The organism is Streptomyces phaeofaciens, from assembly GCF_014648915.1.
Lineage (GTDB): Bacteria > Actinomycetota > Actinomycetes > Streptomycetales > Streptomycetaceae > Streptomyces > Streptomyces phaeofaciens.
In genome coordinates this window covers 1-20369 of sequence record NZ_BMSA01000017.1, presented here as the reverse complement: position 1 = coordinate 20369, position 20369 = coordinate 1, and the positions used below count along the sequence as shown (strand labels likewise).

Annotated in this window: 21 protein-coding genes and 7 pseudogenes; 6 read left to right on the top strand and 22 right to left on the bottom strand. The window is 67.7% G+C overall.

Translation table 11 applies throughout. From position 1 onward, the window contains the following. Positions 1–418 precede the first annotated feature (418 nt). Positions 419–745, top strand: a complete 327-nt coding sequence (locus tag IE275_RS26200; protein WP_189713862.1) for a plasmid stabilization protein — start codon at positions 419–421, stop codon at positions 743–745. 143 nt (positions 746–888) lie between these two features. Here IE275_RS26200 and IE275_RS26195 read toward each other — a convergent pair. Together IE275_RS26195 and IE275_RS26185 are read right to left on the bottom strand one after the other, a co-directional pair. Beyond that, positions 889–1630: pseudogene (locus IE275_RS26195) on the bottom strand (Orn/Lys/Arg family decarboxylase); the annotation flags it as partial. 82 nt (positions 1631–1712) lie between these two features. Further along, the gene (locus tag IE275_RS26185; RefSeq protein ID WP_189714047.1) at positions 1713–2348 is read right to left on the bottom strand and encodes an STAS domain-containing protein; all 636 of its coding nucleotides are present in this window, start codon (positions 2346–2348) and stop codon (positions 1713–1715) included. 189 nt (positions 2349–2537) lie between these two features. Here IE275_RS26185 and IE275_RS26180 point away from each other — a divergent pair, with 189 nt between their 5' ends. Both IE275_RS26180 and IE275_RS47255 read left to right on the top strand, forming a co-directional pair. After that, positions 2538–2957, top strand: a complete 420-nt coding sequence (locus IE275_RS26180) for a helix-turn-helix transcriptional regulator (RefSeq protein WP_189713859.1) — start codon at positions 2538–2540, stop codon at positions 2955–2957. A 589-nt stretch (positions 2958–3546) separates the two neighbouring features. Further along, positions 3547–3642: pseudogene (locus tag IE275_RS47255) on the top strand (IS481 family transposase); the annotation flags it as partial. Between the two features lie 709 nt (positions 3643–4351). On the opposite strand, the pseudogene IE275_RS46855 reads toward IE275_RS47255, so the two are convergent. Continuing rightward, positions 4352–4582: pseudogene (locus tag IE275_RS46855) on the bottom strand (DUF6766 family protein); the annotation flags it as partial. A gap of 92 nt (positions 4583–4674) precedes the next feature. Further along, positions 4675–5226, bottom strand: coding sequence for a hypothetical protein (locus IE275_RS26165; protein ID WP_189713857.1), 552 nt, complete (start codon positions 5224–5226; stop codon positions 4675–4677). A gap of 215 nt (positions 5227–5441) precedes the next feature. Here IE275_RS26165 and IE275_RS26160 point away from each other — a divergent pair. Together IE275_RS26160 and IE275_RS46110 are read left to right on the top strand one after the other, a co-directional pair. Next, positions 5442–6389, top strand: a pseudogene (locus IE275_RS26160) (TIGR03557 family F420-dependent LLM class oxidoreductase); the annotation flags it as partial. Positions 6390–6438: 49 nt separating this feature from the next. Continuing rightward, positions 6439–6645: pseudogene (locus IE275_RS46110) on the top strand (hemerythrin domain-containing protein); the annotation flags it as partial. Between the two features lie 70 nt (positions 6646–6715). Here the strand turns inward: IE275_RS46110 and IE275_RS26150 are convergent. From IE275_RS26150 to IE275_RS26080, 15 genes are all read right to left on the bottom strand, one after another. Then, a complete protein-coding gene (locus IE275_RS26150) occupies positions 6716–7075 on the bottom strand; it encodes a low affinity iron permease family protein (RefSeq protein WP_189713856.1) in 360 nt (119 codons plus the stop codon). 77 nt (positions 7076–7152) lie between these two features. Further along, positions 7153–7326: a CsbD family protein gene (locus IE275_RS26145; RefSeq protein ID WP_189713855.1), complete on the bottom strand. Its 174-nt coding sequence runs from the start codon at positions 7324–7326 to the stop codon at positions 7153–7155. A gap of 254 nt (positions 7327–7580) precedes the next feature. Next, positions 7581–7739 (bottom strand): hypothetical protein, encoded by a 159-nt coding sequence (locus IE275_RS26140; protein WP_189713854.1) that lies wholly within the window; start codon positions 7737–7739, stop codon positions 7581–7583. Between the two features lie 24 nt (positions 7740–7763). Next, positions 7764–9284, bottom strand: a complete 1521-nt coding sequence (locus IE275_RS26135; protein WP_189713853.1) for a catalase — start codon at positions 9282–9284, stop codon at positions 7764–7766. 1114 nt (positions 9285–10398) lie between these two features. Beyond that, on the bottom strand, positions 10399–10554 hold the full coding sequence (locus tag IE275_RS26130; RefSeq protein ID WP_189713852.1) for a DUF6131 family protein: 156 nt from the start codon (positions 10552–10554) through the stop codon (positions 10399–10401). Between the two features lie 155 nt (positions 10555–10709). Then, entirely contained in the window at positions 10710–10988 is a 279-nt protein-coding gene (locus IE275_RS26125; RefSeq protein ID WP_189713851.1) for a gas vesicle protein K, read from the bottom strand. Further along, on the bottom strand, positions 10985–11212 hold the full coding sequence (locus IE275_RS26120; RefSeq protein ID WP_189713850.1) for a gas vesicle protein: 228 nt from the start codon (positions 11210–11212) through the stop codon (positions 10985–10987). Before IE275_RS26120 ends, IE275_RS26125 begins: the two co-directional genes overlap by 4 nt. A 3-nt stretch (positions 11213–11215) precedes the next feature. Next, positions 11216–12019 carry a GvpL/GvpF family gas vesicle protein gene (locus tag IE275_RS26115; RefSeq protein WP_189713849.1) on the bottom strand — a complete coding sequence of 268 codons (804 nt, stop codon included), beginning with the start codon at positions 12017–12019 and terminating at the stop codon, positions 11216–11218. Beyond that, complete coding sequence (locus tag IE275_RS26110) at positions 12016–12408, bottom strand: gas vesicle protein (protein ID WP_229870577.1); 393 nt, start codon at positions 12406–12408, stop codon at positions 12016–12018. Before IE275_RS26110 ends, IE275_RS26115 begins: the two co-directional genes overlap by 4 nt. Beyond that, positions 12401–13519 (bottom strand): SRPBCC family protein, encoded by a 1119-nt coding sequence (locus IE275_RS26105; RefSeq protein ID WP_189713848.1) that lies wholly within the window; start codon positions 13517–13519, stop codon positions 12401–12403. Before IE275_RS26105 ends, IE275_RS26110 begins: the two co-directional genes overlap by 8 nt. A gap of 6 nt (positions 13520–13525) precedes the next feature. Beyond that, a complete protein-coding gene (locus IE275_RS26100; protein ID WP_189713847.1) occupies positions 13526–14443 on the bottom strand; it encodes a histone protein in 918 nt (305 codons plus the stop codon). A 6-nt stretch (positions 14444–14449) separates the two neighbouring features. Beyond that, a complete protein-coding gene (locus tag IE275_RS26095; RefSeq protein WP_189713846.1) occupies positions 14450–14704 on the bottom strand; it encodes a gas vesicle protein GvpG in 255 nt (84 codons plus the stop codon). A 1-nt stretch (position 14705) separates the two neighbouring features. Continuing rightward, complete coding sequence (locus IE275_RS26090; RefSeq protein WP_189714046.1) at positions 14706–15455, bottom strand: GvpL/GvpF family gas vesicle protein; 750 nt, start codon at positions 15453–15455, stop codon at positions 14706–14708. Positions 15456–15467: 12 nt separating this feature from the next. After that, the gene (gene gvpJ / locus IE275_RS26085; protein ID WP_189713845.1) at positions 15468–15935 is read right to left on the bottom strand and encodes a gas vesicle protein GvpJ; all 468 of its coding nucleotides are present in this window, start codon (positions 15933–15935) and stop codon (positions 15468–15470) included. A gap of 34 nt (positions 15936–15969) precedes the next feature. Further along, positions 15970–16290, bottom strand: a complete 321-nt coding sequence (locus IE275_RS26080) for a gas vesicle protein GvpO (RefSeq protein WP_189713844.1) — start codon at positions 16288–16290, stop codon at positions 15970–15972. Positions 16291–16673: 383 nt separating this feature from the next. Between IE275_RS26080 and IE275_RS26075 the strand changes: the two genes are divergently transcribed. Then, positions 16674–18170, top strand: coding sequence for a hypothetical protein (locus tag IE275_RS26075; protein ID WP_189713843.1), 1497 nt, complete (start codon positions 16674–16676; stop codon positions 18168–18170). Positions 18171–18351: 181 nt separating this feature from the next. Here IE275_RS26075 and IE275_RS26070 read toward each other — a convergent pair whose 3' ends face one another. The 3 genes and pseudogenes from IE275_RS26070 to IE275_RS26060 form a co-directional block, all read right to left on the bottom strand. Continuing rightward, entirely contained in the window at positions 18352–19392 is a 1041-nt protein-coding gene (locus tag IE275_RS26070; RefSeq protein WP_373299289.1) for an ATP-binding cassette domain-containing protein, read from the bottom strand. Between the two features lie 120 nt (positions 19393–19512). After that, positions 19513–19722: pseudogene (locus IE275_RS47250) on the bottom strand (ABC transporter permease); the annotation flags it as partial. 32 nt (positions 19723–19754) lie between these two features. After that, positions 19755–20310 (bottom strand): annotated as a pseudogene (locus IE275_RS26060) (ABC transporter substrate-binding protein); the annotation flags it as partial. Positions 20311–20369 lie beyond the last annotated feature (59 nt).

Sequence of the window (20369 nt, the reverse complement as noted above, 5' to 3'; positions counted from 1 at the left end):
GGCTCCGGTCCGGCGCCTGTCACCGCGCAGGCACTGGGGCTACCACGGCAACAGAGCCACCCGCACCGCCGCCGAAGGCGAGGTCGAGGCGCTGTCGGTGCCGACGTTTCTGTGCACGAGGCGGGGCAACTCGGTGCACAGACGATTTTCGGGGAGGAGATCAGGCCGCATGACAAGTCGAACGGAGGGAGAAGCAGTGCCCTTCGAGCGGCGCAAAGCGGCTGGGCCGAAGCCCGCCGTCGGTGCCGCGGGGCGCCGCGTACCTGCCTGACCGCCGTAGCGGGTGATGTTCCGGCACCGTACGCGCGCGCCAGCGCAGAAGCGCATATCGTCCGAGGCGAGGACTGACATCGCGGCCGCGAGTCACTCCGCTGCTTGCTCCGCCAAAGCCAGCCGCGGCCGGGGAAGGGAGACCAGCATGCCGGCCGGATCGAATGCCAAACGGGAACGGCAGTACGAACACATCAAGGAAAGCGCCAAGGACCGGGGCGAGTCGACCAAACGGGCCGAGGAGATCGCGGCGCGCACGGTCAACAAGGAGCGGGCCCGCTCCGGTGAGTCGAAGACGGCGAGCCGGACCTCGACACGGGACCCCAAGTCCGCCCCGCAGCGCGGTGGGCAGCACTCACACAGCGGTGCGGAGGGTCCCACCCGGGACCAGCTCTACGAGGAAGCCAGGAAGAAGAACATCCACGGCCGTTCGTCGATGACGAAAAGCGAGCTCAAGAACGCCCTGGGCCGCTGACGCCGGACGTAGAGGGCTCGTTCGAGGTATCGCCGCCGGGATGCCCCAGAGGTTCGCTCATTCCGGCGGCGGCCCGTTGTGCGGTCGCGCGCCCTCCGCGGACTCGCCCTCTCGGCTCCGCTGCCCGGGGCGTTCCGGTGCGGCTACTCCGCAACCACCCGCACGGTCTTCAGCTGCCGGTCCGCCGGGTCCGGGAGGTGCATGCCGGCCCGCACACCGGTGGCGACGTACCGCAGCACGGGCTCGGTGAGGCGTTCGCCGGGCAGGACGGTCGGGATGCCCGGCGGGTACGGCGTGATCATCTCCGCCGCCACCCGGCCGGCCGCCTCGGCGAACGGGATGTCGGTGTGCTCGTTGAAGTAGGCGTCCCTGGGCAGGTACGCCTGGGCGAGGCGCAGTTCGGACGGAACCGGGACTTCGACGGACGGCGCGCCGTGCAGCTCCGGCGCGTGTGCGGCGAGGTCGCGCAGGGCGGTGAGCAGGCGGTCGCTGGTCTTGTCGTCGTCGGCCCGGGTGAGCTGGGCGCTGATCCGGCGGTGGTCGAAGAGGCGCATGTCGACGTGGTGGCGTTCGCGCAGCCAGCCGGCGGCCGCGTAGCCGGTGGTACCCAGCTGGGTGATGTCCATGACGACCGGCAGCGGATCGAACTCGGCGGCCAGGTCCGGGCCGCAAAAGTCACCGACGTCGTTCAGGTGGATCCGTCGATCTCTTCGGCGGCGGCCCGCACCCGGGCGGCGAGCCCGAGCGCGGCGCCCATCAGCTGGTGCCGTGCTGGACCATCTGGCGCCGCCAGGCGTCCAGTCCGGCGTAGATATGGGCGCTGGGGCTGGTGGTGCCGAGGAGGTTGGCGCGGGATGCGGGTTCGGCCGCGTCGACGAGGTCGCCCGCCGTGATGGCCCTGTCGCCTGTCGCCATGATGAAGTCGCTCACCCGCATTCGCGTGCGTTTGCAGCCTCCGGAGCCTGCGTCATTCGGGAGGGCCGCCGTCGGTGCTGCGCAGTGCGTCGACGGCCGCGGCTATGTGCGGGCGCAGCTCGCCGGGCAGCGCCTCGCCCTGGACGGTCGCCAGGAGCTGTTCGGCGATGCGGTGCAGTTTGGTGTTCGTGTTCTGCGACACCGCGACCAGCACGTTCCAGGCGTCCTCGGGGCTGAGGGAGAAGGTGGCCATGAGCACGCCTATGGCCTGGTCTATGGGCGGGCGCGTGCGCATGGCGCGGCGCAGTTGCGTGACCTCCGTCTGGAGGTCTTCCTCCCCGCTCAGGGTGTCCTCCTCCGGTCGGCTGCCGGTGAGCAGCTCCGACGTGCCGGTCATGTCCATGATTCGTTGCACGGCGGGGCCTGCTGCCCGCACCGTCAGGGTCGTGCCCTGGGCCAGCGCCTGTTCGTGCGCGGCCAGCAGGACGTGCAGCCCCGAGCAGTCGCAGAACGTGACCCGGCTCAGATCCAGCTCCACCCGGTCCGTGCACCCTGTGAGGACGTCCTCCAGCGCGCCCCTCACAAGCTGCCCGCCGTCGATGTCCAGCTCTCCGCGGAGTTCGACGACGCTCACGCGACTGTTCCGCTGCGAAATACAGACCGCCGGCCGGGACGGCACGGCCGTCATCTGAGTATCGGCCGCCGCGGTGGGTGCGGTGCGACGCTGCGGAAAGACCCGTACCTGGCGCATGGCTGCCTCCCCTGGGTGGCAACTGTCGTGCCACCAGGTTCCCCCGCACGCCGATGGGCGTCAAGATTTACCGGAAATCCATTTCAGGTTTTTGAATGCGTGAACCATGTGCCCTAGTCTGGGTTGATGGGACAGGTGCCTGAGCCGCACACCGGCTGGACGTTTCTCACCAACCACGCGCGCGTGCTGGCGGCCATCGCCAGCGACTCCTCCACCCGGATCCGCGACATCGCCGCACGCTGTCGGCTCACCGAACGGGCCGTACAGAAGATCATCAGCGATCTCGAGACCGCCGGATACCTCACCCACACCCGCGAGGGCCGGACAAACTCCTACCGCATCCAGAGGGACACCATCCTGCGCCACCCGGCAGAAGCCGGGCTCACCGTCACCGAACTCCTCGTCTTCCTCCTCCAGCACGACGACCAACGCCACAACCGCGCACCCGGCTCACCCTCGCCAGCCGCACTCGATGAACGGCCACACCTCAACCCCGGAACGCCGACAGACGACGGGCCCCGCAACAGCCATGTCCCGAGCGCGTGACCCCCGAGGCCCTCGCCAGATGCCAGCTGGCGGCTACGCGTGGTCGCGACTCAGACCGCCAACCCTCGAGCAGGTATGAGGTATCTGGCCGCGAGCGTGACGGCAGCCAGGCAGCGGGAGGTGGGTACTCGGGAGGCCTAGGGGCGGTGACAGCACTGCCCGCCCCGCGGAACAACTTCACACAACTCTGCATGTCAGCGACGTCATGACATGTGCGCCGTTGACCATCGGACCGCAGGCTTAGGCCCCTCTGAGCGCCGGAGGCGACGTCGGTCTGCGTCGGCGCATCGTCTCACGCGTGACGCCCTGGCCGTTGTCGCCCGCCGTTCCGGGGCGCCGGTCAGGTCTGCGGCCGGGAGGGCTTTTGCCGACAGTAGTGAGGGGATTGCGGTGCCGAGGGCAGGCTCCTCGCAGCTGTCCAGCCAGTACACGCCCGTCAGGGCGGCGAAGGCCACGGAAGGTTCGTCCTCGTCCCACAACGTCACGGTGCGTTCAACGAATTGCCTTGTGATCAGCCACGTCCGCGCGGTCCATCGTGATGCTCTCGTCATCCGAGTGCTCTTCCGGAACTTGCTGACCCCTCTCACGAGTCGACCGCATCGAGCGGGTGCTGACCGACAACGCCTGGCCCTGCCGCAAGAACTTCGCCTGGCTGCAGGACCTGGCTGACCTCGGCGTGGTCGGAGCAGGTGTGCCGATGCTGTTTGCCTGGGAGTAGCAGCGCAGCAACGTCGAACGCCTGTTTTTCGGTCAGGTGGAGGCTGCCCGTGATGATGCCCATGGCCTCGCCGATGGCATGGCGGGCGGCAAGGGCCTGTTGCGGCTGGGCGATGTGCGCGGACGCTGGAGAAGGCGACCGCCGCGTGGGAGGCCAGCAGCCATCCGGCCAGCTCGCCGGCTTTGCTGAACGCGCCGGGCCTGCGGGAGTAGAGGTTCAGCGCGCCGAGGTTTGTCGTCGGTGAACAGCAGGAACCCCATCATGCTGCCCGTGCCGAGCCGACGGGCCTGGGGGCGTAGGCGCTGGTGCTCGTCGGTGAGGTCGGCGATGCGGAAGACCCGCTCGCCCTGCCCGCTCCGGGCGGCGTCGAAGCACTCCTGCAGCCGGTCGCTGTCGATGACCAACTGGTGGGTAGGGGCGAGCGTCGTCACCTTCGAGTCGTGCAGTACGAGGATGCCGGCCGCGTCATAGCCGTGGGCCAGCTTGGTGAGACGCGGTGATCCGCTGCAGGGTGGCATCGACCCCTGTGCCAGCAGATCCCGTGCCATGGACGCCATCTGCTCCGCGAACCGACCCCAGTCCACGTCGTCCTCCGCTACACGTGACGATCGGACAAGCCTCACACCCAGCTTTTCACTCGAGGCTCGCAGTCACCTCGCGGACGGACTCGCTGTCCTCACTGCCTCAGCAGCGGCTGCTCCGCGGTGGCGTCTGCCATCTGCCGACGTGCCACCGACAGCGCCTTGTCCAACCGGCGGGTGCCCGTGATCACGCACAGCGTGTACGACACCGTGGCGGTTTGGGCGGCGCCGACGGGCTTGGATTCGGGGGATCCGCGTTGGCGCAGGTAGACCGACAGGATGGCCATCGAGGCCACGGCGAGGAGTTCGGACTCCCAGTTCTGCAGCCCGATCACCGGAGCAGCCGCCCGCCGGACGCCAGGCGAGCGTAGAGCGCTCGGGCTATACGCGGCCACGGTCGGGCTACGGGGCCCTTCCCCTACCTCGCCGCGTCCGCCGTCTGCTGGGGTGGTGCGGCGGACAGCAGCGCCGTCGTGGCACGGGCGTGCAGTGAATCCAACATCCTGAGCTGTTGCTCTGCCCTCTCCAGCAGCTGTTCCAGCCAGTCGTGCTCCAGGCGCGGCTCGTCTTCCGAGGCCGAAAGCAGGGCGCGCCACAGCAAGACCTTGCCCTGCACCCCCACCCGCATGGTTTCGAGCTCGACGAGGAGCGTGAGACCGGAGCGGCGCAGGAGCCGGCCGTTGGGTTTCGCCCGCGAGGCCTTCTCGCCCAGCCATGCGCCGTACACCTTGTAGTGGCTCACCGCGACGTCGAGATCGTCCAGGAGCCGCAGCAGATAGTGCCGGTCGTGGGAGATCTCGGCGGCCAGGGTTTTCAGCTCGCTGCCGTATGCCGAATCCCGGTGTTCATCGACCATACGTCGAGCGAGCGCGGTGCCGGCTGTCGCGCCGGCCAGGTGATCGTTCAGATAGATGTCCAGGATCTTCTGTCTTCCTGGACCGTCGCCCGATCCGTGTCCTGTCGGTTTCATGGGTTTCCCTCCGGTCACCGAGAGCTCGACGAGACGGTTCCACGGTGGCTCTCGGCAGCCGGGTACCCCTGGTTCGTGGTGCCTCAACGGACTGTGGCGGGTTCAAGCGACGGACGTCGTCCGGTCGGCCCGCCATGCAGAACTCCACGCGCAACTCGGTGCTCTTCGGGCACTCGGCAGCCGTCCCGCCTCACCGACGCGGTTCAGGAGACATGATGGCCGGCTTCGGATATTTCCTGTCGTGCGAGGAGCACACCCTGGCGGAACTCGTCGAGCAGGCGCGGATGGCCGAGCATGCCGGGTTCGAGGCGCTCTGGATATCGGACCACTACCACCCGTGGCACGACGGGCAGGGGCAGAGCCCTTTTCGTGTGGTCGGTGATCGGCGCCCTGTCCCAGGCAGTCTCGTGGCCCGTGGAGACGGCGGTGACCTGCCCGCTGGTGCGTACCCACCCCGCGGTGATCGCCCAGGCGGCCGAGACCAGCGCGGTGCAGCTAGGCGGGCGTTTCCGGCTGGGGGTGGGCACGGGCGAGGCGCTCATCGAGCACATCCTCGGGACCGTCTGGCCGGAGGCGCCGGTACGGCTGGAGATGCTGGAGGAGGCGCACCAGATCATCCGGCGACTGTTCACTGGAGAGCGGATCAGTCACCGCGGCGCGCACTACACCGTGAAGAACGCTCGCCTGTACACGCTGCGCAAGGAGCCGGAGCCGATCGATGTGTCGGCGTTCGGCCCGCAGGACGCCGAGGTCGCCGCGCGCATCGGCCACGGGCTGATCTCGATGATGCCCGAGGAGTCCGTGGTCGAGCGTTTCCGGTGCGGCGGTGGTGGTGCCAAGCCGGTGTACGGCGGCCTCGTGGTCTGCTGGGGCTCTGACGAGCGGGAGGTGGTCCGCACCGCACACCGGCTGAGGCCAACGAACAGCTGCCCGGCGAGCTCCCGCAGGTCCTGCTGATCCCGGCCTACTTCGCGCAGGCGTCCTAGCTGGTCACCGAGGAGCAGGTGGCCGAGTCCGTGACCTGCGGCGACGATCCGGATGCCCATGCCGAGGCGCTGACCGCGTTCATCGACGCGGGGTTCGACACCGTGTAGGTCAACCGGATCGACAAGTACCAGCAGGGCTTCTTCGACTTCTACCGCACCAAGGTCCGGCCACGGCTGGGCGGGACCCGTCCCGACCCGGGCATGACCAGCGAGAGGCGGACAGACGATGGGACACGGTGGAGATGCGCTTGCGGAGCTGATGACCGACCACCGGGAGGTCGAGAAGCTGTTCGCCCGGATCCAGGAGCTGCCGGGCGGTCACCGAGACCGACACAGACGACTCCGGATGAGTCCGCTGCTGCCACAGCTCATGGGCGACGTCGCCGCCCACGTCCAGGACGAGGAGGGCAACCTGTTCCTGATGCTGCGGCAGGCCAGTTCCCGGGGCGCGGTAAGTCCTAAACCGGCCGCGGCAAGTCCTGACGGCCGCCGGGGCAACCTGTTCAGAGATCCTCTTCCATTCTTATCGCCCTCCGAAGGTCCTTCTGGGCCTCGCGTGTCTTGCTCTCGCTCTGTTCCAGGAGCGCCGCGGCGATCGCGTCAAGTTTCCGCTGGACAGCGCGCTCGGCCCGGCGCTCCGAGTTCTTCAGCAGCGCCAGCAACAGCAGCGTGACGCTGGTCATCAGATCTCCGGCCAGCATCTGCTGCGTGACGGACAAATGCGCGGCATGCGAGGCGAGGAAGAAGGCGACCAGCAGCATGCAGAACACGTAGAACGCGGGTGTGCTCGTCATGTTCGATGCGGATTCAGCGAACCGCTCGAATCTCCCTTTGCCTCTCTCAGCAGGATGTCGAACGGCCATGATCTCCTCTCCTCCCGGGGCTCAGGGTGCAAAGGAGCGGGATCCCCGCCACGGGATCCCGCTCGGTGACTTCCTGGTCAGTGCTTGAAAACGTCCTTCGTCTTCTCCTTGGCCTGACGGGCCGCGCCCTTCGACTTCTTGGCCTGCCCTTTGGCCATCATCCGCTCGTTGCCCACGGCTCGGCCGACCGCCTCTTTGGCCTTTCCCTCGGCCTCTTCCATCTTTCCCTTTGCCTTTTGTTCTTTCGCCATTGTTGTTCACCGTCCTGGTCGGGTGGGGGATCGTGAACACACCCCGGGTACCCCCTGTCAGTCGGGACGAACAGGTGGCCCGGCTGTTCGTCGGGGCGTCGCGCGGTGGTGGGTGCGCAGAACAAAAGGCCCACCGGACCGATGTCCTGCGGGTTCCCGGCGGGGGTCCGACCCCGAAGACCGGCAGCCGGCCACCCGAGATGGCGTCGGGCCGGAATGCCGTCGGGATGCGACGGCATTCCGTCGCGCGGCGGTCAGGAGGTGTCTCCTGTCGGAGACTCGGGCTCGTCTTTGTCCTTGGCCCTGTCCCGGACATCTCGCGGAGTGGGTGCGGTGACGTTCCTCTGCTCCGCCGACCGCTGCCGCGTCTTGTCGTCGACCGGGGGCGTGTCGTGGTCGCCGGGGGTCTTCATGAGGTTCTCCTCTCTTGAAGGGCCCTATGCCTTGTGCTGCATGGCGCGGCGCGCGGGGTTACCTTGTTCCGCCGCCTTCGGGTCCTTTTCGTCGGACTTCGCTCGAACGCCGTCGGTGATGCGCTTGCCGATCGTTTCGTCAATCTTCGACCAGTACGCGAAGGCGCGTTCGAGGACGGGCTCACTCACCCCGTTGAGGAGATGGCCGACGACGTTGTCGACCAGGCGGTCACGGGCCGCGTCGTCCATGACCTCGCGTACGAGGGTGCCCGGCTGCCCCCAGTCGTCGTCCTCCGGGTGTGACACGTATGCGGCACGCGTGATCTCGCCGTCCGCTGCCCAGCCGGGAGGGGTCCCGTGACGGGCTGTGTCGGCGGCCGGACCGCCCTTGGAGTTCGGGGCGTAGACGGGGTCCGTCGTCTTGCGGTAGGCCATCGCGCCGTCCTTGGAGTAACTGTGGACGTCGACGACGGGCGCGTTGACGGGAAGCTGCTGATAGTTGGCGCCGATCCGGTGGCGATGCGCGTCCGCATACGAGAACAGGCGGGCCAGGAGCATCCGGTCCGGGCTCGGCCCGATGCCGGGGACGAAGTTGTTCGGCTGGAAAGCCGCCTGCTCGATCTCGGCGTGGTTGTCCGTCGGGTTGCGGTCGAGCCTCATACGGCCGACCGGGATGAGCGGGTAGTCGCCGTGCGGCCACACCTTGGTGAGGTCGAAGGGGTTGAGCCGATAGTTCGCGGCGTCCTCGTACGGCATGACCTGCACATGGAGGGTCCAGCTGGGACAATCCCCATCACGGATGTGCTCGAAGAGGTCACGCATGTGGTAATCCGTGTCGACGGCGGCCATCTGGTCGGCCTCGTGCTGGGTGAAGCACTCGATACCCTGGTCAGTCTTGAAGTGGTACTTCACCCAGAACCGCTCACCATCGGCGTTGATCCACATGTACGTGTGCGACGAGTACCCGTTCATGTGACGCCACGTACGCGGAATGCCACGGTCACCCATAAGCCAGGTGACCTGGTGGGCAGATTCCGGGGAGAGCGTCCAGAAGTCCCATTGCATGTCGTGGTCGCGCAGGTTGCTGTCCGCACGGCGCTTCTGGGACCGGATGAAGTGCTGGAATTTCATCGGATCCTTTATGAAGAAGACCGGTGTATTGTTGCCGACCATGTCGTAATTGCCTTCGCTGGTGTAGAGCTTCACCGCGAAGCCGCGCGGGTCACGCCAGGTGTCCGGGCTGCCACGCTCCCCCGCCACAGTCGAGAACCGAATGACCAGTTCGGTGCGTGTGCCCGGCCGAAACACGGCCGCCTTGGTGTAGGCGCTCACGTCGTGGGTCACTTCGAAGTGACCGAAAGCGCCGCTCCCCTTCGCATGCGGCTGGCGCTCCGGAATTCGCTCCCGGTTGAACTGCGCCATCTGCTCGATCAGGTAGGCGTCCTGCAGAAGGACCGGCCCCCCGGGTCCCACAGTCAGTGAATGTTCATCGCTCTCCGCCGGAGCACCTGAGTCGGTCGTAGTGGCGCTATGGATCTCCGTCATGACACTCCTCGTTTTTGCTGGGGTCCGCACTCGTCCCTTTCGGGACCCACAAAGCGCGTGACCCCGAGCAGCCACGTCAAACGTCCTCCGGGCAACGGGATCTCCTGGATACAGCCGCCCTCGACTGTCCGGCCCGGAGGGCCTTGACTTCCCTGGATCGCTCCGCGGAAATCCTCTCGAAGATTTGGCATACTTGAAGTGAACGGGTACCCGGCGGAATATCGCTCAATCGGAAGGCAGGTCGGTCCGACGACGCAGGGCTCTGCGTGAGCGGTTCAGCTCGAAGACTGAGCAAACAGGAGCCGACAGAGACGCAGTCCGCACAGGCGGGCCACGGTCAAGACGATGCCTCCGGCGGGGGACCGGCCGGCACCGGGGTGGAGGGGCGCCGTTCCCGGCTGCGGCTCCGTACGGGGCGTGCGCGGGGCGCTCCTATCCCGTACGCCATCGACCCAGGCAGAGCCGAGTAGACGCGGCCCCCTGGCGTCCAGGTCGTTCGTACAGTGGCGCGCTCCACCTGGACGCCATGAACCACGCCCGCTCCACGGTGTGTCGGTCGACGGCGTACGGGACGGGAGCTCGGGCAGGTGGTGGATTGAGGAGGAGGGGAAGACATCTGTCCACGAGCTTGCGGCGGGCCACTGCCTTTCATGACCGTGTCAGCTCTTCAGGGACCCCTTGGCCCGCTCCTTCGCGCCCCGCATCATGCCCCGTGCTTCGAGTGCGGCGCCCTTCGCTTCGAGCGTTCCTTTGTGCGCAGCGTGAGCCGCCTTTCGCACGGTCTTTCCGACGAATACCTCCGCCTTTGCCTTGGCCCTTTCTCCGGCGCTCATCTCGGTACCTCCGCAGAATCTCACTGGTCGTGTGCCCTTGAGACGGGGGGCAAAACCACTCTGCGGGATGCGCGCGCCGATCGTGGACGGACGAGTTCCGCGGTCTGGCGGATTACGGGGCCGGAACCGAGGCGGCCGGCCTCCATGGCCAGGAAGCGCCGAGCGCCTTCGCTGTGCCGCTGCTCCCGATCCAGGCCGCCGTCAAGCCCCCCACCGATGTCTGACACCAGCGGCTGACACCAGCAGCAGCGGACGAAGACGGCTCAAGGCGGCCTCTACCGCTACCAGTAGTGCCGGCGTCCGCCGACGGCGTGCCCCACCGATCCCAGGATCCACAAAATGATGCCGATGACAACCAGGATGATCCCGATGGTCCACAGGATGCCGAGGCCGGCCACCAGGCCGACGACGAGGAGAATGACTCCAAGCACGATCATGGGGGCCTCCGATGTGATCCAGGTTCCCCTCGTTCCAGGGTAGCTCCGTCCCATTTTGTGATGGTGACTTCGCAGGACGACCGGACTCCTCGCAGCCGGGGATGCCCGTGGGACTGCCCCCAGGCCGCGACCGGGGCCGAGCCTCACCGACACCGTCAGTTTCGGGGCAACAAGGTTCCGAGTGGTCCGAGGTCGAGATTGAGATCCTCCGGACGCACTCCGTGCTGCTCGCAGAGTTCGGTCATCCGCTGGTCGAGCAGCATCAACGTGGTCCCGATCTCGTCAGCCTGTTCATCACTGAGATCGCCCTGCTCGACACGGCGAATCGCCTGGCGCTCCATCAACTGCCGGAGGAGTTCGACCACGGTGAGAACCAGGGTGACGAGGTCACGTCCCACCTGTTCGGAGTCCAGGTCAAGTCGAGAGGCGGTCAAAGCGGGCCTCCATCCGCCCAGGGTGCCGGGACGCGTTCACTGACGGACGACAACAGGGCATGGAGCGACAGCCGTACCAGTGGGACGTCGGCGATGGCGATGACCAGGTCACCGCTGATCACTACGCCGGTCGCCAGGACACGGTCCAGTAGGTCGACGAGCGGCACCCCGATGGGACCGTCCAGGGGGCCGGGGTTGTCCCAGGGCACCACGTCATGGGTCACGGTCTACACCTCGCCGACGAATGAATAGGGCACCCACGGCCCCGAGAGCTCGATCTGCGTCCCGGTCCGTTCCCGCAGCGCCTGTGTCAGCAGGGTGAGCTCGTCGGCGCGGTGTTCTGCCACCAGATAGGTCGCGTTGAGGACCTGAACCCGCTGTTCCCCGGAAGGCTGGGGGCCGTGCAGCCGCAGCCTTCGGGACGCTGTGGCGAGGCCGCGGACTTCGGCATCCACCGCTTCCGCAGCCTGCAGCGCCTCGTCCTGACGCCGCTCGCGGCGCTCCTGCGCGCCCCGCTTGCGGTCCAGGTAGGCGAGGCCGGCTCCGGGCGCCGGGCGAGATCGGCCGGTCGGCGTGGTGCTGCGGCTCGAATCGTCCGGTTGGCAGGACGGCACGTACACCTTCACGCCCCATTCGGCGTGGTGCGCAATGCGATTGAGGGCTGCGTGGAACCGGTCCGCCTCGTTGGCCAGCGCCTCCCGCACCCTCTCCTCACTCTGGTAGAGCGTGGCCATCGGCAGGGGAACCGTGGGGCAGCAGGCAGCGACCGCAGAGACGACATCGTGGTGGGCGCGTGCGTACCGCTCCAGTTCCTGCTCGTCACACAGGCGTGCCTGCCAGGCTTCGTTGGTGAAGTCGCGTGCTCGAACGGTCTGGACGATCGCTGTCAGTGTCTCCAGCGGCAGCGTGCTCACAGGCGCCTCGTCGGTGACACCTGGCAGCCCGACGACGGCCGACGGGTCCGGGTTCCGGCAGACAGCGAACACATAGGTGGCGTCGGCGTCCGAAGGCTCAAGGCCGCGCTCCGTCATGTGCCTCGGTTCTCCTTGGTCCTTGCTGGGGGATCGTTGCGGTGTCGCCGCTCGGGCAATTCGTCCTTCATGCCGGATTCGAGCGCCTCCAGACGCTCACGCAATGCGCGGTTCTCGTCCTGGAGAGCGTTTCGGGAAGCGCGCGAGCTGAGTGCCGGATCGGTTTCCCACCAGTCGATTCCGGCCTTCTTCGCGGTATCCACGGATGCCACGAACAGGCGGAGCCGGATGGTGAGCAGCTCGATGTCGAGGAGGTCGATCTTGATATCCCCGGCGATCACGATCCCTTTGTCGAGAACGCGCTCAAGGATGTCGGCAAGGTTGGTGGTCGGCGGGCCGGAGGGGCCGGAGACGGGATAGGACCTCTGCCGGAAGTCGACGTCAGACACGGCGCCGCCTCTGTCCTCGTCGCTTCCTGGACCCGGATACGTCCTCGTCCTCCGCCTCGTCCTCCGCTTCCTCGTCCTCGTCCTCGTATGCGCCTTCCGCTTCGCCTTCGTCCTCCGCCCCCTCTCCCTCCTCGTCCTCTTCTACCTCCTCGTCCTCGTAGACGCCTTCGGAATCGTCCTCGTCCTCGTCCTCGTATGCGGAGTCGGCGCCTCCCTCTGCATCGCCTTCGCCTTCGCCTTCGCCTTCGCCCTCGGGCTCCTCGCCCTCGGAGTCCTCCTGCTCGGCCTCCTCCTCTTCCATGGCGTCCTCGTGGGACACGACGACTTCCCCGTCACGGATTTCACCGCGCCAGCCTTCGGGCTCTTCATTGGTGAGGGTGACGTACCGCTGGAAGTTCTTGAAGTCCAGTCGCATGCGGCGCCCTTGGACCCGCCACAGGTTGCCCGTCTTCTCGAAGAACCCGGACGGGTAGTACTCCACGACCAGGACGATTCGCGTCAGGGTGGGTGCCAGTTCATGGAAGCTCACCACGCCGCGGGTGGTGCCCTTGGCTCCTTCGGAGGTCCAGACGATGCGGTCGTCGGGAATCTGTTCCTGAACGGTCGCTTTGAAACTGCGCGAGGAAGGGCCGACTTTGACCTTCCAGTCGCTCCCCAGCTCGTCGCTCTTCGAGACGTCGCGAACGCCCTTCGCAAAGCTGCTGAATTTGTCGTACTGCGTCCAGTGGTCGTAAGCGTCACGCAGGGGCACTCCCACATCGAGAACCTCGATGATGTTCATGACCTTGCCGCCGCTGGACTTGCGTTTCCCTTTCCCCCCGCCGAAGGCTTCCTTGGCCTTCCCTACAACGCTGTCCTTGACACCCTTGGCCTTCTCCGAAACGAACGCCTTCACCGGGGAGTCGCCTTGGAGGATGCGGGAGCCGATCGCGGGAAGCGAGCCACCGTTCTCGGCCGCATCGGAAAGCTTCCCGGTAACGTCGGTCAGCTTGTCGCCGGCCTTCTCTGCGAGATTCTCCACCTGTGCGGAGAGGAAGTTGGCCAGCTCTTCGCGGAGCCGGTCCACACCCGACGCTTCCTCTGTGGGCTGGTCTTTCTCCGTCTTGGTCATGACTGGCTACCTCCGACGATCGACGCGCTTGGATGCTGCTCGCTTCGATGACGTCGTCTTCCTGGCCGCGGACTTCTTGGCAGGAGCGGTCTTCTTCGCCGCGGACTTCTTGGCAGGAGCGGTCTTCTTCGCCGCCGTCTTCCTGGCAGGAGCGGTCTTCTTCGCCGCCGTCTTCCTGGCCGCGGTCTTCTTGGCGGGAGCGGCCTTCTTGGCGGCGGCGGTCTTCTTCGCCGCCGTCTTCTTGGCCGGTTCAGCCTTCCGTGGCGCGGCCTTGGCCGCCCGAGCCGCGGGAGCGGTCTTCTTGCGTGCCGCCGGTGCGGGAGTCCTGCGTGCCCGAGCCGATCGCGGAGAACCGCGGCGCCGCGGGGGCCGCTCCTCTTCCGGCTCTTCCTCCTCCGGCTCTTCCTCTTCCTCTTCGCCCTCGGCCTCGTCTTCGGCTTCGTCTTCGTCTTCGTATTCGTCTTCCGGCTGGCCCTCTTCCTCTCCCTCAGCCTCCTGGTCCTCTTCGTACTCGGCCTCCGGCTCTTCCTCCTCCGGCTCTTCCTCTTCCTCTTCCTCGTACTCCGCGTCTTCGTCTTCCGGCGCGTACTCCTCCTCGTCCTCGTCCGCCTTCTGGCCGACCCGGGCCGTGCGGTCGCTGAGGGCGTCGGCAAGCGTGCTCATGCCCCGGTCGGCAGCGGCGGTCACCGCTTTGCGGCCCGCTTCGAGGACCTCCCCCCGCAACTGCTCCTGCAACTCGGCGACCTGCGGGATCTCCCCCAGCCTGCGCATTCCTTCGGCCGCGAGCTGACGAGGTTCAAGGCCGAATCGCCGACCCGCGATATAGGTCGCGATGGACAGGGCCAGCCGGCCCTTCTTCGTCCGGCCCAGCACATAGCCGCCCACTACAGCGGCCGCGAGCGCCACCTTTTCCTTGTCATCCATGAGTGCTCACCTTCGATCGTTCGGCGCAGAGCAGACCCGTGCGGCATGCAGCCGGTCGAGCAGCCGTTCCTCTTCCCGTTCGAACTCCTCCAAGTTGATGTCTCCGTCTTCGAGTTCCCGGTTCAGCTGAGCCAGCTGGGCACGGAGCACTCCTGGGTCGTGCAACTCGCGCTCAGCTGCGTCGTTGAGCTTCTCCGCCACCCACATCACGCCGCGGACCGGTGCGATGGGGAGCGTGAGCAGTCCGGTGATCAGTCCCATGTCAGACTCCGACGGTCCGGACGCGAGTGCCTTCCGCGGAGACGAAGCTGTAGCAGGGCAGTGGGCCCGCGAGGCGCAACTCGACACGTTCGGAGTGCGTCTCGGCGAATTGCTCCGCCGCGCTTCGGAAGTCGTCGCTGTCGCCGCGGTCGACGAGGAACGACATGTTCAGCACACATCCCTGGACTTCGGGCCCCGAGGCAACCGCGCGGGCCCTGGGGGTGAGCTCGCGCAGAAGCCCGCGACCGGCTTCCGCGGCCCTGCTCTCCAGAGCAGCCGCCACAGCTTCACCCAGCCGGAGGTTGGCTTCGTAACCGGGCCGCCTGAGTGCCTCGTCCCGCAGCCGCCGAAGTTTCTTGTCGTCCACGAGGAGGCTTCTCAACGCGTGCTGTGCCGGGAACGCCTTGACGTTGACCTCGACCCCGCCGGAGAGATGTTCCAGTGCAGCCACGTGGTCCGCCTCGCCGGCTGCCAGCTGACCGCACACCGTCTCCTCGTCCGGTGCGACCATCCCGAACCGCATGGGCAGAACCGGACCCTGGTCCGACAGACGCAGCAACAGATCCTGGTGCGCCAGAAGATCGCGCCGTCTGGCGCGGAGTTTCGGGGGAGCCTCACTGACGACAGCGGCGACCTGCCCCTGCTCGATCGTCCGCAGCGGGGCAGCCGGGCTGCCCACACCGCTCATGCCCTTCGGCAATCGTCTCCTCGCCCGGACGATCGCGTAGACGTACACACCGTCGGCTGTCACGACTGTCACGACTCATGCCTCCACGGGTCGTCGTCGGCTCGTACCGCCACGGGCGGGAGCACGCCGCTTCCTCGGCCGTTCCTGCTGCTCTTCCTCGTCTTCATCAGGCTCGTCGGTGTCGTCGCCCCGGCCCCCGACCACCTTGCGCACGGTGTCACCCACGCTTTCCGCGGCGTCGCGGACCTTGCGCTTGCCGATCGACTTGGCGGCCCTTCCGCTGAACAGCTCGGGAACGGTGGTGCTGCCGGAGTCTCGTTCCAGGTCCAGCCGGTTGCACGCCTCCGCGAACCTCAGGTAGGTGTCCACACTCGCCACGACAATGCGCGCGTCTATCTTGAGGATCTCGATGCCGACCAGGGAGACCCGGACGAACACGTCGATCACCATGCCCCGATCAAGGATGAGTTCCAGCACGTCGTACAACGTGCCGGCGCGCGGTGGGCACGCCACTACCTCGTCGGAGTAGGTGGTCGCAGGCATAGGGCGTCCTTCCGCTTGTCAGGCAAACCTGGGGTCACTCATCGGCGGACCCTCGCCGGTAGCGGCGGATCCTGCAGTACTCCAGGAGTTCGCCGTCCTGATCGAGCTGCACTTCGTACGAGGCAAGAAGGCTCGTCGTGTCCGGAATCCGGGGCAGCTCGAGGACGTCCACGACGACGCACCAACCGTCGTCGGTGCGTCTCACCGCTGATACGCCCTCCGTGGGGTGGCCGATCAGCCCCTCCATGCTCCGGCAAGCAGCACGCGCGGCATGCTCCGCTCCCCGCACGGATGCCGTGCGGCGCGCGGCTGTCGTCGAGGATTTCCCGGCGCGCGGCCGACGTTCTTCTGCCATGAATACAAGTCTGATCGGTATGGGACGACACGCACCTTGAGCGGAGCAGACGGGCGCACGTGCCGGGCCGCGCTGCTGTCGCCTGCGATCGATCCCTTGGCGAGGTCACGGACGACGGCGCCCGAGCCCCTCACTTCAAGGCAGCGACATACCAGGTCAGGTGCCTGATCCTCTGAGCGGGGCGGGCCGGGCCCCTGCGTGGTTTCTGGGGTCTCCTGGGAGAAGAGGCCGGCCGCAGGGAAGCTCTGCCTGTGCCTGGGCAAGCTGCGTGCCGGTTGCCGATGAACGACGATGGAGAGACAGGGGCCGGCCGGTTCTGTAGCTTCCGCCCCCCAGGGCGCATACCGCCGTAGCGCGCCGACCCGCGGCGGAGGGAGTTCGCCGTGGACCCACCCGCCGCCTCCGGCCCGGAGGAGCATGGCCGACATAGGCCGAGCGACCCGTTGAACAATGCCGAACGAGCGGAGTACGAGCGACTCCGGAGCGTTGTCGGCACGCGACACCGGCGACTGCGACTCTGCGGCGCTTCCCTGTTTCTCACGCTGGCCGTTCTGCTCGCACCGGTCACCGTCTTCGCCACCTGGGTAAATTCCATGGTCACCGATGTTGATCGGTATGAGCAGACCGTCTCGCCACTGGCCAGGGACCCCGCCGTCCAAGATCTCATGATTGACCGTGTCACTGACCGCCTGATTGAGGACATTGACACGCGCAAGATCACCGACGCGCTCGCCGACACGCTGGCGGACCGTGATGCACCCCGCTTCCTCGTCGACGCGGCCCGGTCGCTGGACGAACAGCTCAAGGGCGGACTGACGACCGGCGTGCGCTTCGCGGTCGAGAAGGTGGTGACGAGCGACGCCTTCGCCAAGGCGTGGAACGAAATCCACCGCCGCGCGCACACCACCGCGACGAGTGTCCTCACGGGGGAGGGCGACGGAGCGCTTGAGGTCAGGGGCGACACCATCACGCTGAACGTCGGCACGGTGATGGAAGAACTGCAGAAGCAGCTGATCGGCGTGACGCTTGTCGAAGCAGCAGACATTCCCGGGGCCGACAAGTCGATCGTGCTGGTTCGGAACGACAATCTGAGCGAGGCCCGTGATGCCGCCCGCTGGCTCGGCGTTGTCGGCCCGTGGTTGCCCTTGGCGGTGGTGGTGCTCGCCGGGCTGGGCATCTGGGCGGCGCCTTCCCGCCGGGTTGCGCTGATGGCCGGCGGCATCGGCGTCGCCATCATGATGTGCGGGCTTCTCGTCGGACTCGCCGTCATGCGCCAGATCTATCTGGACGCGGTGACTCCGATCGCCCAGTCGCAGGATGCCGCAGCAGCCGTCTACGACACCCTGGTGAGGTTCCTGCGGCAGGCCATCCTCACCGTGCTCCTCATGGCCCTGCTCACCGTGATCGCGGGGTATCTGTACGGACGTGGCCGCGGTGCCGTCGCTGTGCGGTCAGCCGCAGCCCGAAGTACCGAGACCGCCGGGCACGCGCTCGCCCGGAAGGGGTTGACGACAGGTGCCGTCGGACAATGGCTGCGCACGAACCGACCCCTGACGACGAGCGTCGTCATCGGCGCCGGGGGCCTCACCCTCTTCCTGTGGAACTACCCCACGCCCGCCTCCGTGGCCCTTCTGCTTCTGCTCGTCGTGGTTGTCCTGGTGATCCTCGGCGTCCTTGCCGCTGCGGACGGAGCGGAGCGGCACTTACAGGTGCGAAGCTGCTGGTCCCGGCACGAAACAGCACGCAGAACGGCCGGTGGATTCGTATCCGATGTCCGTGATCACCGCCACCTGCATGGCCATGCCGATGTGGGTGCGGTCCGACTCGTCGACCCCGGCGGACGCACCCCCGCTGGTCGCGGCCTCCCTGGTCAAGGTTGACACCCGAGCGCACGTGCGGATCGTCGCCGCCGAGATCAAGGTCGAAGACCGCATCCGGCCGAGCTCCCTGCGCGAGCCGGCCGCAGGCGTTACCCGGTGGAGGTTGCACGAAGGCGGCACGACGGTGAGACTCGACCGCCACGGCACCCCGCTCGCCGTCACGCTCACCGAGATCGTCTTCTCAACCTTCACTGGCAGGCGGCACGACAGAGGGCTCCCGCAAGGACATGACTTGCGGGAGCCCTTCTGCCGCAGGGGCCTCCTCGCCCAGCGTGTCCCAGTCGGCCGTGCGGTCGCACCAGCGCCGCAGGAGTACGCGGTCGTTGCCCACGGCGAGCAGGCCGGCGCCCGTCGTCCGGCGGTAGTCCTCGACCACCGTGACCAGCGCGGCCGTGGTGGAGGCGTCGAGCATCGCCGTCATCTCGTCGCACACCAGCCAGCGCGGGCGCAGTACGAGGGCGCGGGCCAGGCAGGCGCGCTGCAACTGGCCGTCGCTGACTTCGTGCGGGCGTCGGCTCAGCAGGTCGGGGGTCAGTCCGACGGCTTCGGCCAGTTCGGGGACCCGGTCGGGGACGGCCTCGCGGCGGCCGGTGGCGCGCAGGGGCTCGGCGATCAGATCGTGGAGCCGCAGCCGGGGGTCGGCGGAGAGCCGGGGCTGCTGGAAGACGATGCCGACGGCCGTGCGCTGTTCGCGCGGGGCGCGGTGGCGCCAGCGGCGCACCGGCGTGCCCTCCAGGACAAGGGTGCCGGAGTCGGGGCGGTGCAGGAGTGCAGCGACGCGGGCAAGGGTGGACTTGCCGCAGCCGCTGGGACCGAGCAGCCCGACGGCCTCGCCGGGCGTGATCGTCAGGGAGACGTCCCGCGCCACAGGGGTGCGTTCGCTCGACCCGCGTGCGCGGGCGCCGCGCACCGGGTCCTCCGCCAGCGCGTCGCCCACTCCCTGCCGTACGTACGGGGTGAACCAGGGGAGTTGGGAGACGGGGAGCACGCCCGCCGGCAGCACCAGATGATCTGCCACCTGCCCCGGCGTGACCTGCTCGCTCGCGGTGTCCGTCAGCCCGCCCGCCGGGAACACTCCCAGTTGGAGGGCGAACAGCCAGATGACGAGCAGCGCGATCCAGAAGACGGGCGCGGCCTCCAGCGTGTAGGCGAGCGAGGTGACGATCCGGTCGAGCCACGACCCCGGACGGCGCGCGGCCAGCACCCCGAGCAGCGTGCCCACCAGCACGGCGACGACGAAGGCCACGGCGCACAACAGCGTGGACCAGAGCAGGCGTTCACCGATGACCTGGCCGACCGGCTGCCGCAGCACGCTCGACTGGCCGAGGTCGCCGCCGAGCGCGGCGGTCAGCCACCGCCACCAGCGGACGGCGAAGCCCTCGTCCACGCCGAGGTTGTCCCGCAGCCGGTCCAGGGTCTCCTGGTCGGCACCGAGGGCGGCCGTACCGGCGTACGCCCTCACAGGATCGAAGGGGGAGGCGGCGGCGATGGCGAAGACACCGAAGGTGACGACGAGCAGGATCGGGACGGCGAACAGCGCCCGCCGCCCCGCCAGACGCGCCATCGCGCCCCAGGGCGGCCGGGTCACTTCTTCGGCTGCCAGTCCTCGATGTTCCACCACGGGCCGCTGGCGAAGCCGTGCTCGTGCGGGTCCAACTGCGTGGTCAGCCCCTGCCAGCGGTCGGCGAGGACGTAGACGTGGTCGATGTGGGTGAGGAAGGTGTAGCCGGGGTCCTTGACGAGTTCGCGCTGGAGGGTGTCGTACGCCGTCTCGCGCGTGGCCTCGTCCTGGGAGCGGCGGCCGGTGTCGAGGGCCTTGTCCACGGCCCGGGTTGTCGTAGCGGGCCATGTTGTTGAAGCCGTTTCCGGCGAGGGAGGAATGCAGCAGGGTGTAGAGGCCGAAGTCGGGGTCGCCTGTGCTGCCGAAGCCCGCGAGGACCGCGTCGTCCTTCATGCGCGGCTCGATGACCTCCCAGGTCGCGCTCTCCACCGTCACGTCGATGCCGGCCTTCTTGGCGTCGGAGGCGTAGGCGAGGGCGTGGTCCTGGCGGACCTTGTCGCCGGAGGGGTAGAGCAGGGTGAACGCCGCCCGCTGCCCGTCCTTGGCGCGGATGCCGCCCTCGCCGCTCTTCCAGCCCGCCATACTGGCCCTAACAAAGCCTCTGGACATGGCGGTGGGTGATCAGACAGACGGCGAGG

Coding starts and splice junctions, on each gene's coding strand:
- IE275_RS26135 (WP_189713853.1), bottom strand. CDS start 9,284: ATGACGGAGATCCATAGCGCCACTACGACCGACTCAGGTGCTCCGGCG.
- IE275_RS26185 (WP_189714047.1), bottom strand. CDS start 2,348: ATGACGGCCGTGCCGTCCCGGCCGGCGGTCTGTATTTCGCAGCGGAAC.
- IE275_RS26100 (WP_189713847.1), bottom strand. CDS start 14,443: ATGGATGACAAGGAAAAGGTGGCGCTCGCGGCCGCTGTAGTGGGCGGC.
- IE275_RS26095 (WP_189713846.1), bottom strand. CDS start 14,704: ATGGGACTGATCACCGGACTGCTCACGCTCCCCATCGCACCGGTCCGC.
- gvpJ (WP_189713845.1), bottom strand. CDS start 15,935: ATGCCTGCGACCACCTACTCCGACGAGGTAGTGGCGTGCCCACCGCGC.
- IE275_RS26150 (WP_189713856.1), bottom strand. CDS start 7,075: ATGGCCGTTCGACATCCTGCTGAGAGAGGCAAAGGGAGATTCGAGCGG.
- IE275_RS26115 (WP_189713849.1), bottom strand. CDS start 12,019: ATGACGGAGCGCGGCCTTGAGCCTTCGGACGCCGACGCCACCTATGTG.
- IE275_RS26140 (WP_189713854.1), bottom strand. CDS start 7,739: ATGAAGACCCCCGGCGACCACGACACGCCCCCGGTCGACGACAAGACG.
- IE275_RS26145 (WP_189713855.1), bottom strand. CDS start 7,326: ATGGCGAAAGAACAAAAGGCAAAGGGAAAGATGGAAGAGGCCGAGGGA.
- IE275_RS26165 (WP_189713857.1), bottom strand. CDS start 5,226: ATGAAACCGACAGGACACGGATCGGGCGACGGTCCAGGAAGACAGAAG.
- IE275_RS26080 (WP_189713844.1), bottom strand. CDS start 16,290: ATGGCAGAAGAACGTCGGCCGCGCGCCGGGAAATCCTCGACGACAGCC.
- IE275_RS26105 (WP_189713848.1), bottom strand. CDS start 13,519: ATGACCAAGACGGAGAAAGACCAGCCCACAGAGGAAGCGTCGGGTGTG.
- IE275_RS26180 (WP_189713859.1), top strand. CDS start 2,538: ATGGGACAGGTGCCTGAGCCGCACACCGGCTGGACGTTTCTCACCAAC.
- IE275_RS26130 (WP_189713852.1), bottom strand. CDS start 10,554: ATGATCGTGCTTGGAGTCATTCTCCTCGTCGTCGGCCTGGTGGCCGGC.
- IE275_RS26200 (WP_189713862.1), top strand. CDS start 419: ATGCCGGCCGGATCGAATGCCAAACGGGAACGGCAGTACGAACACATC.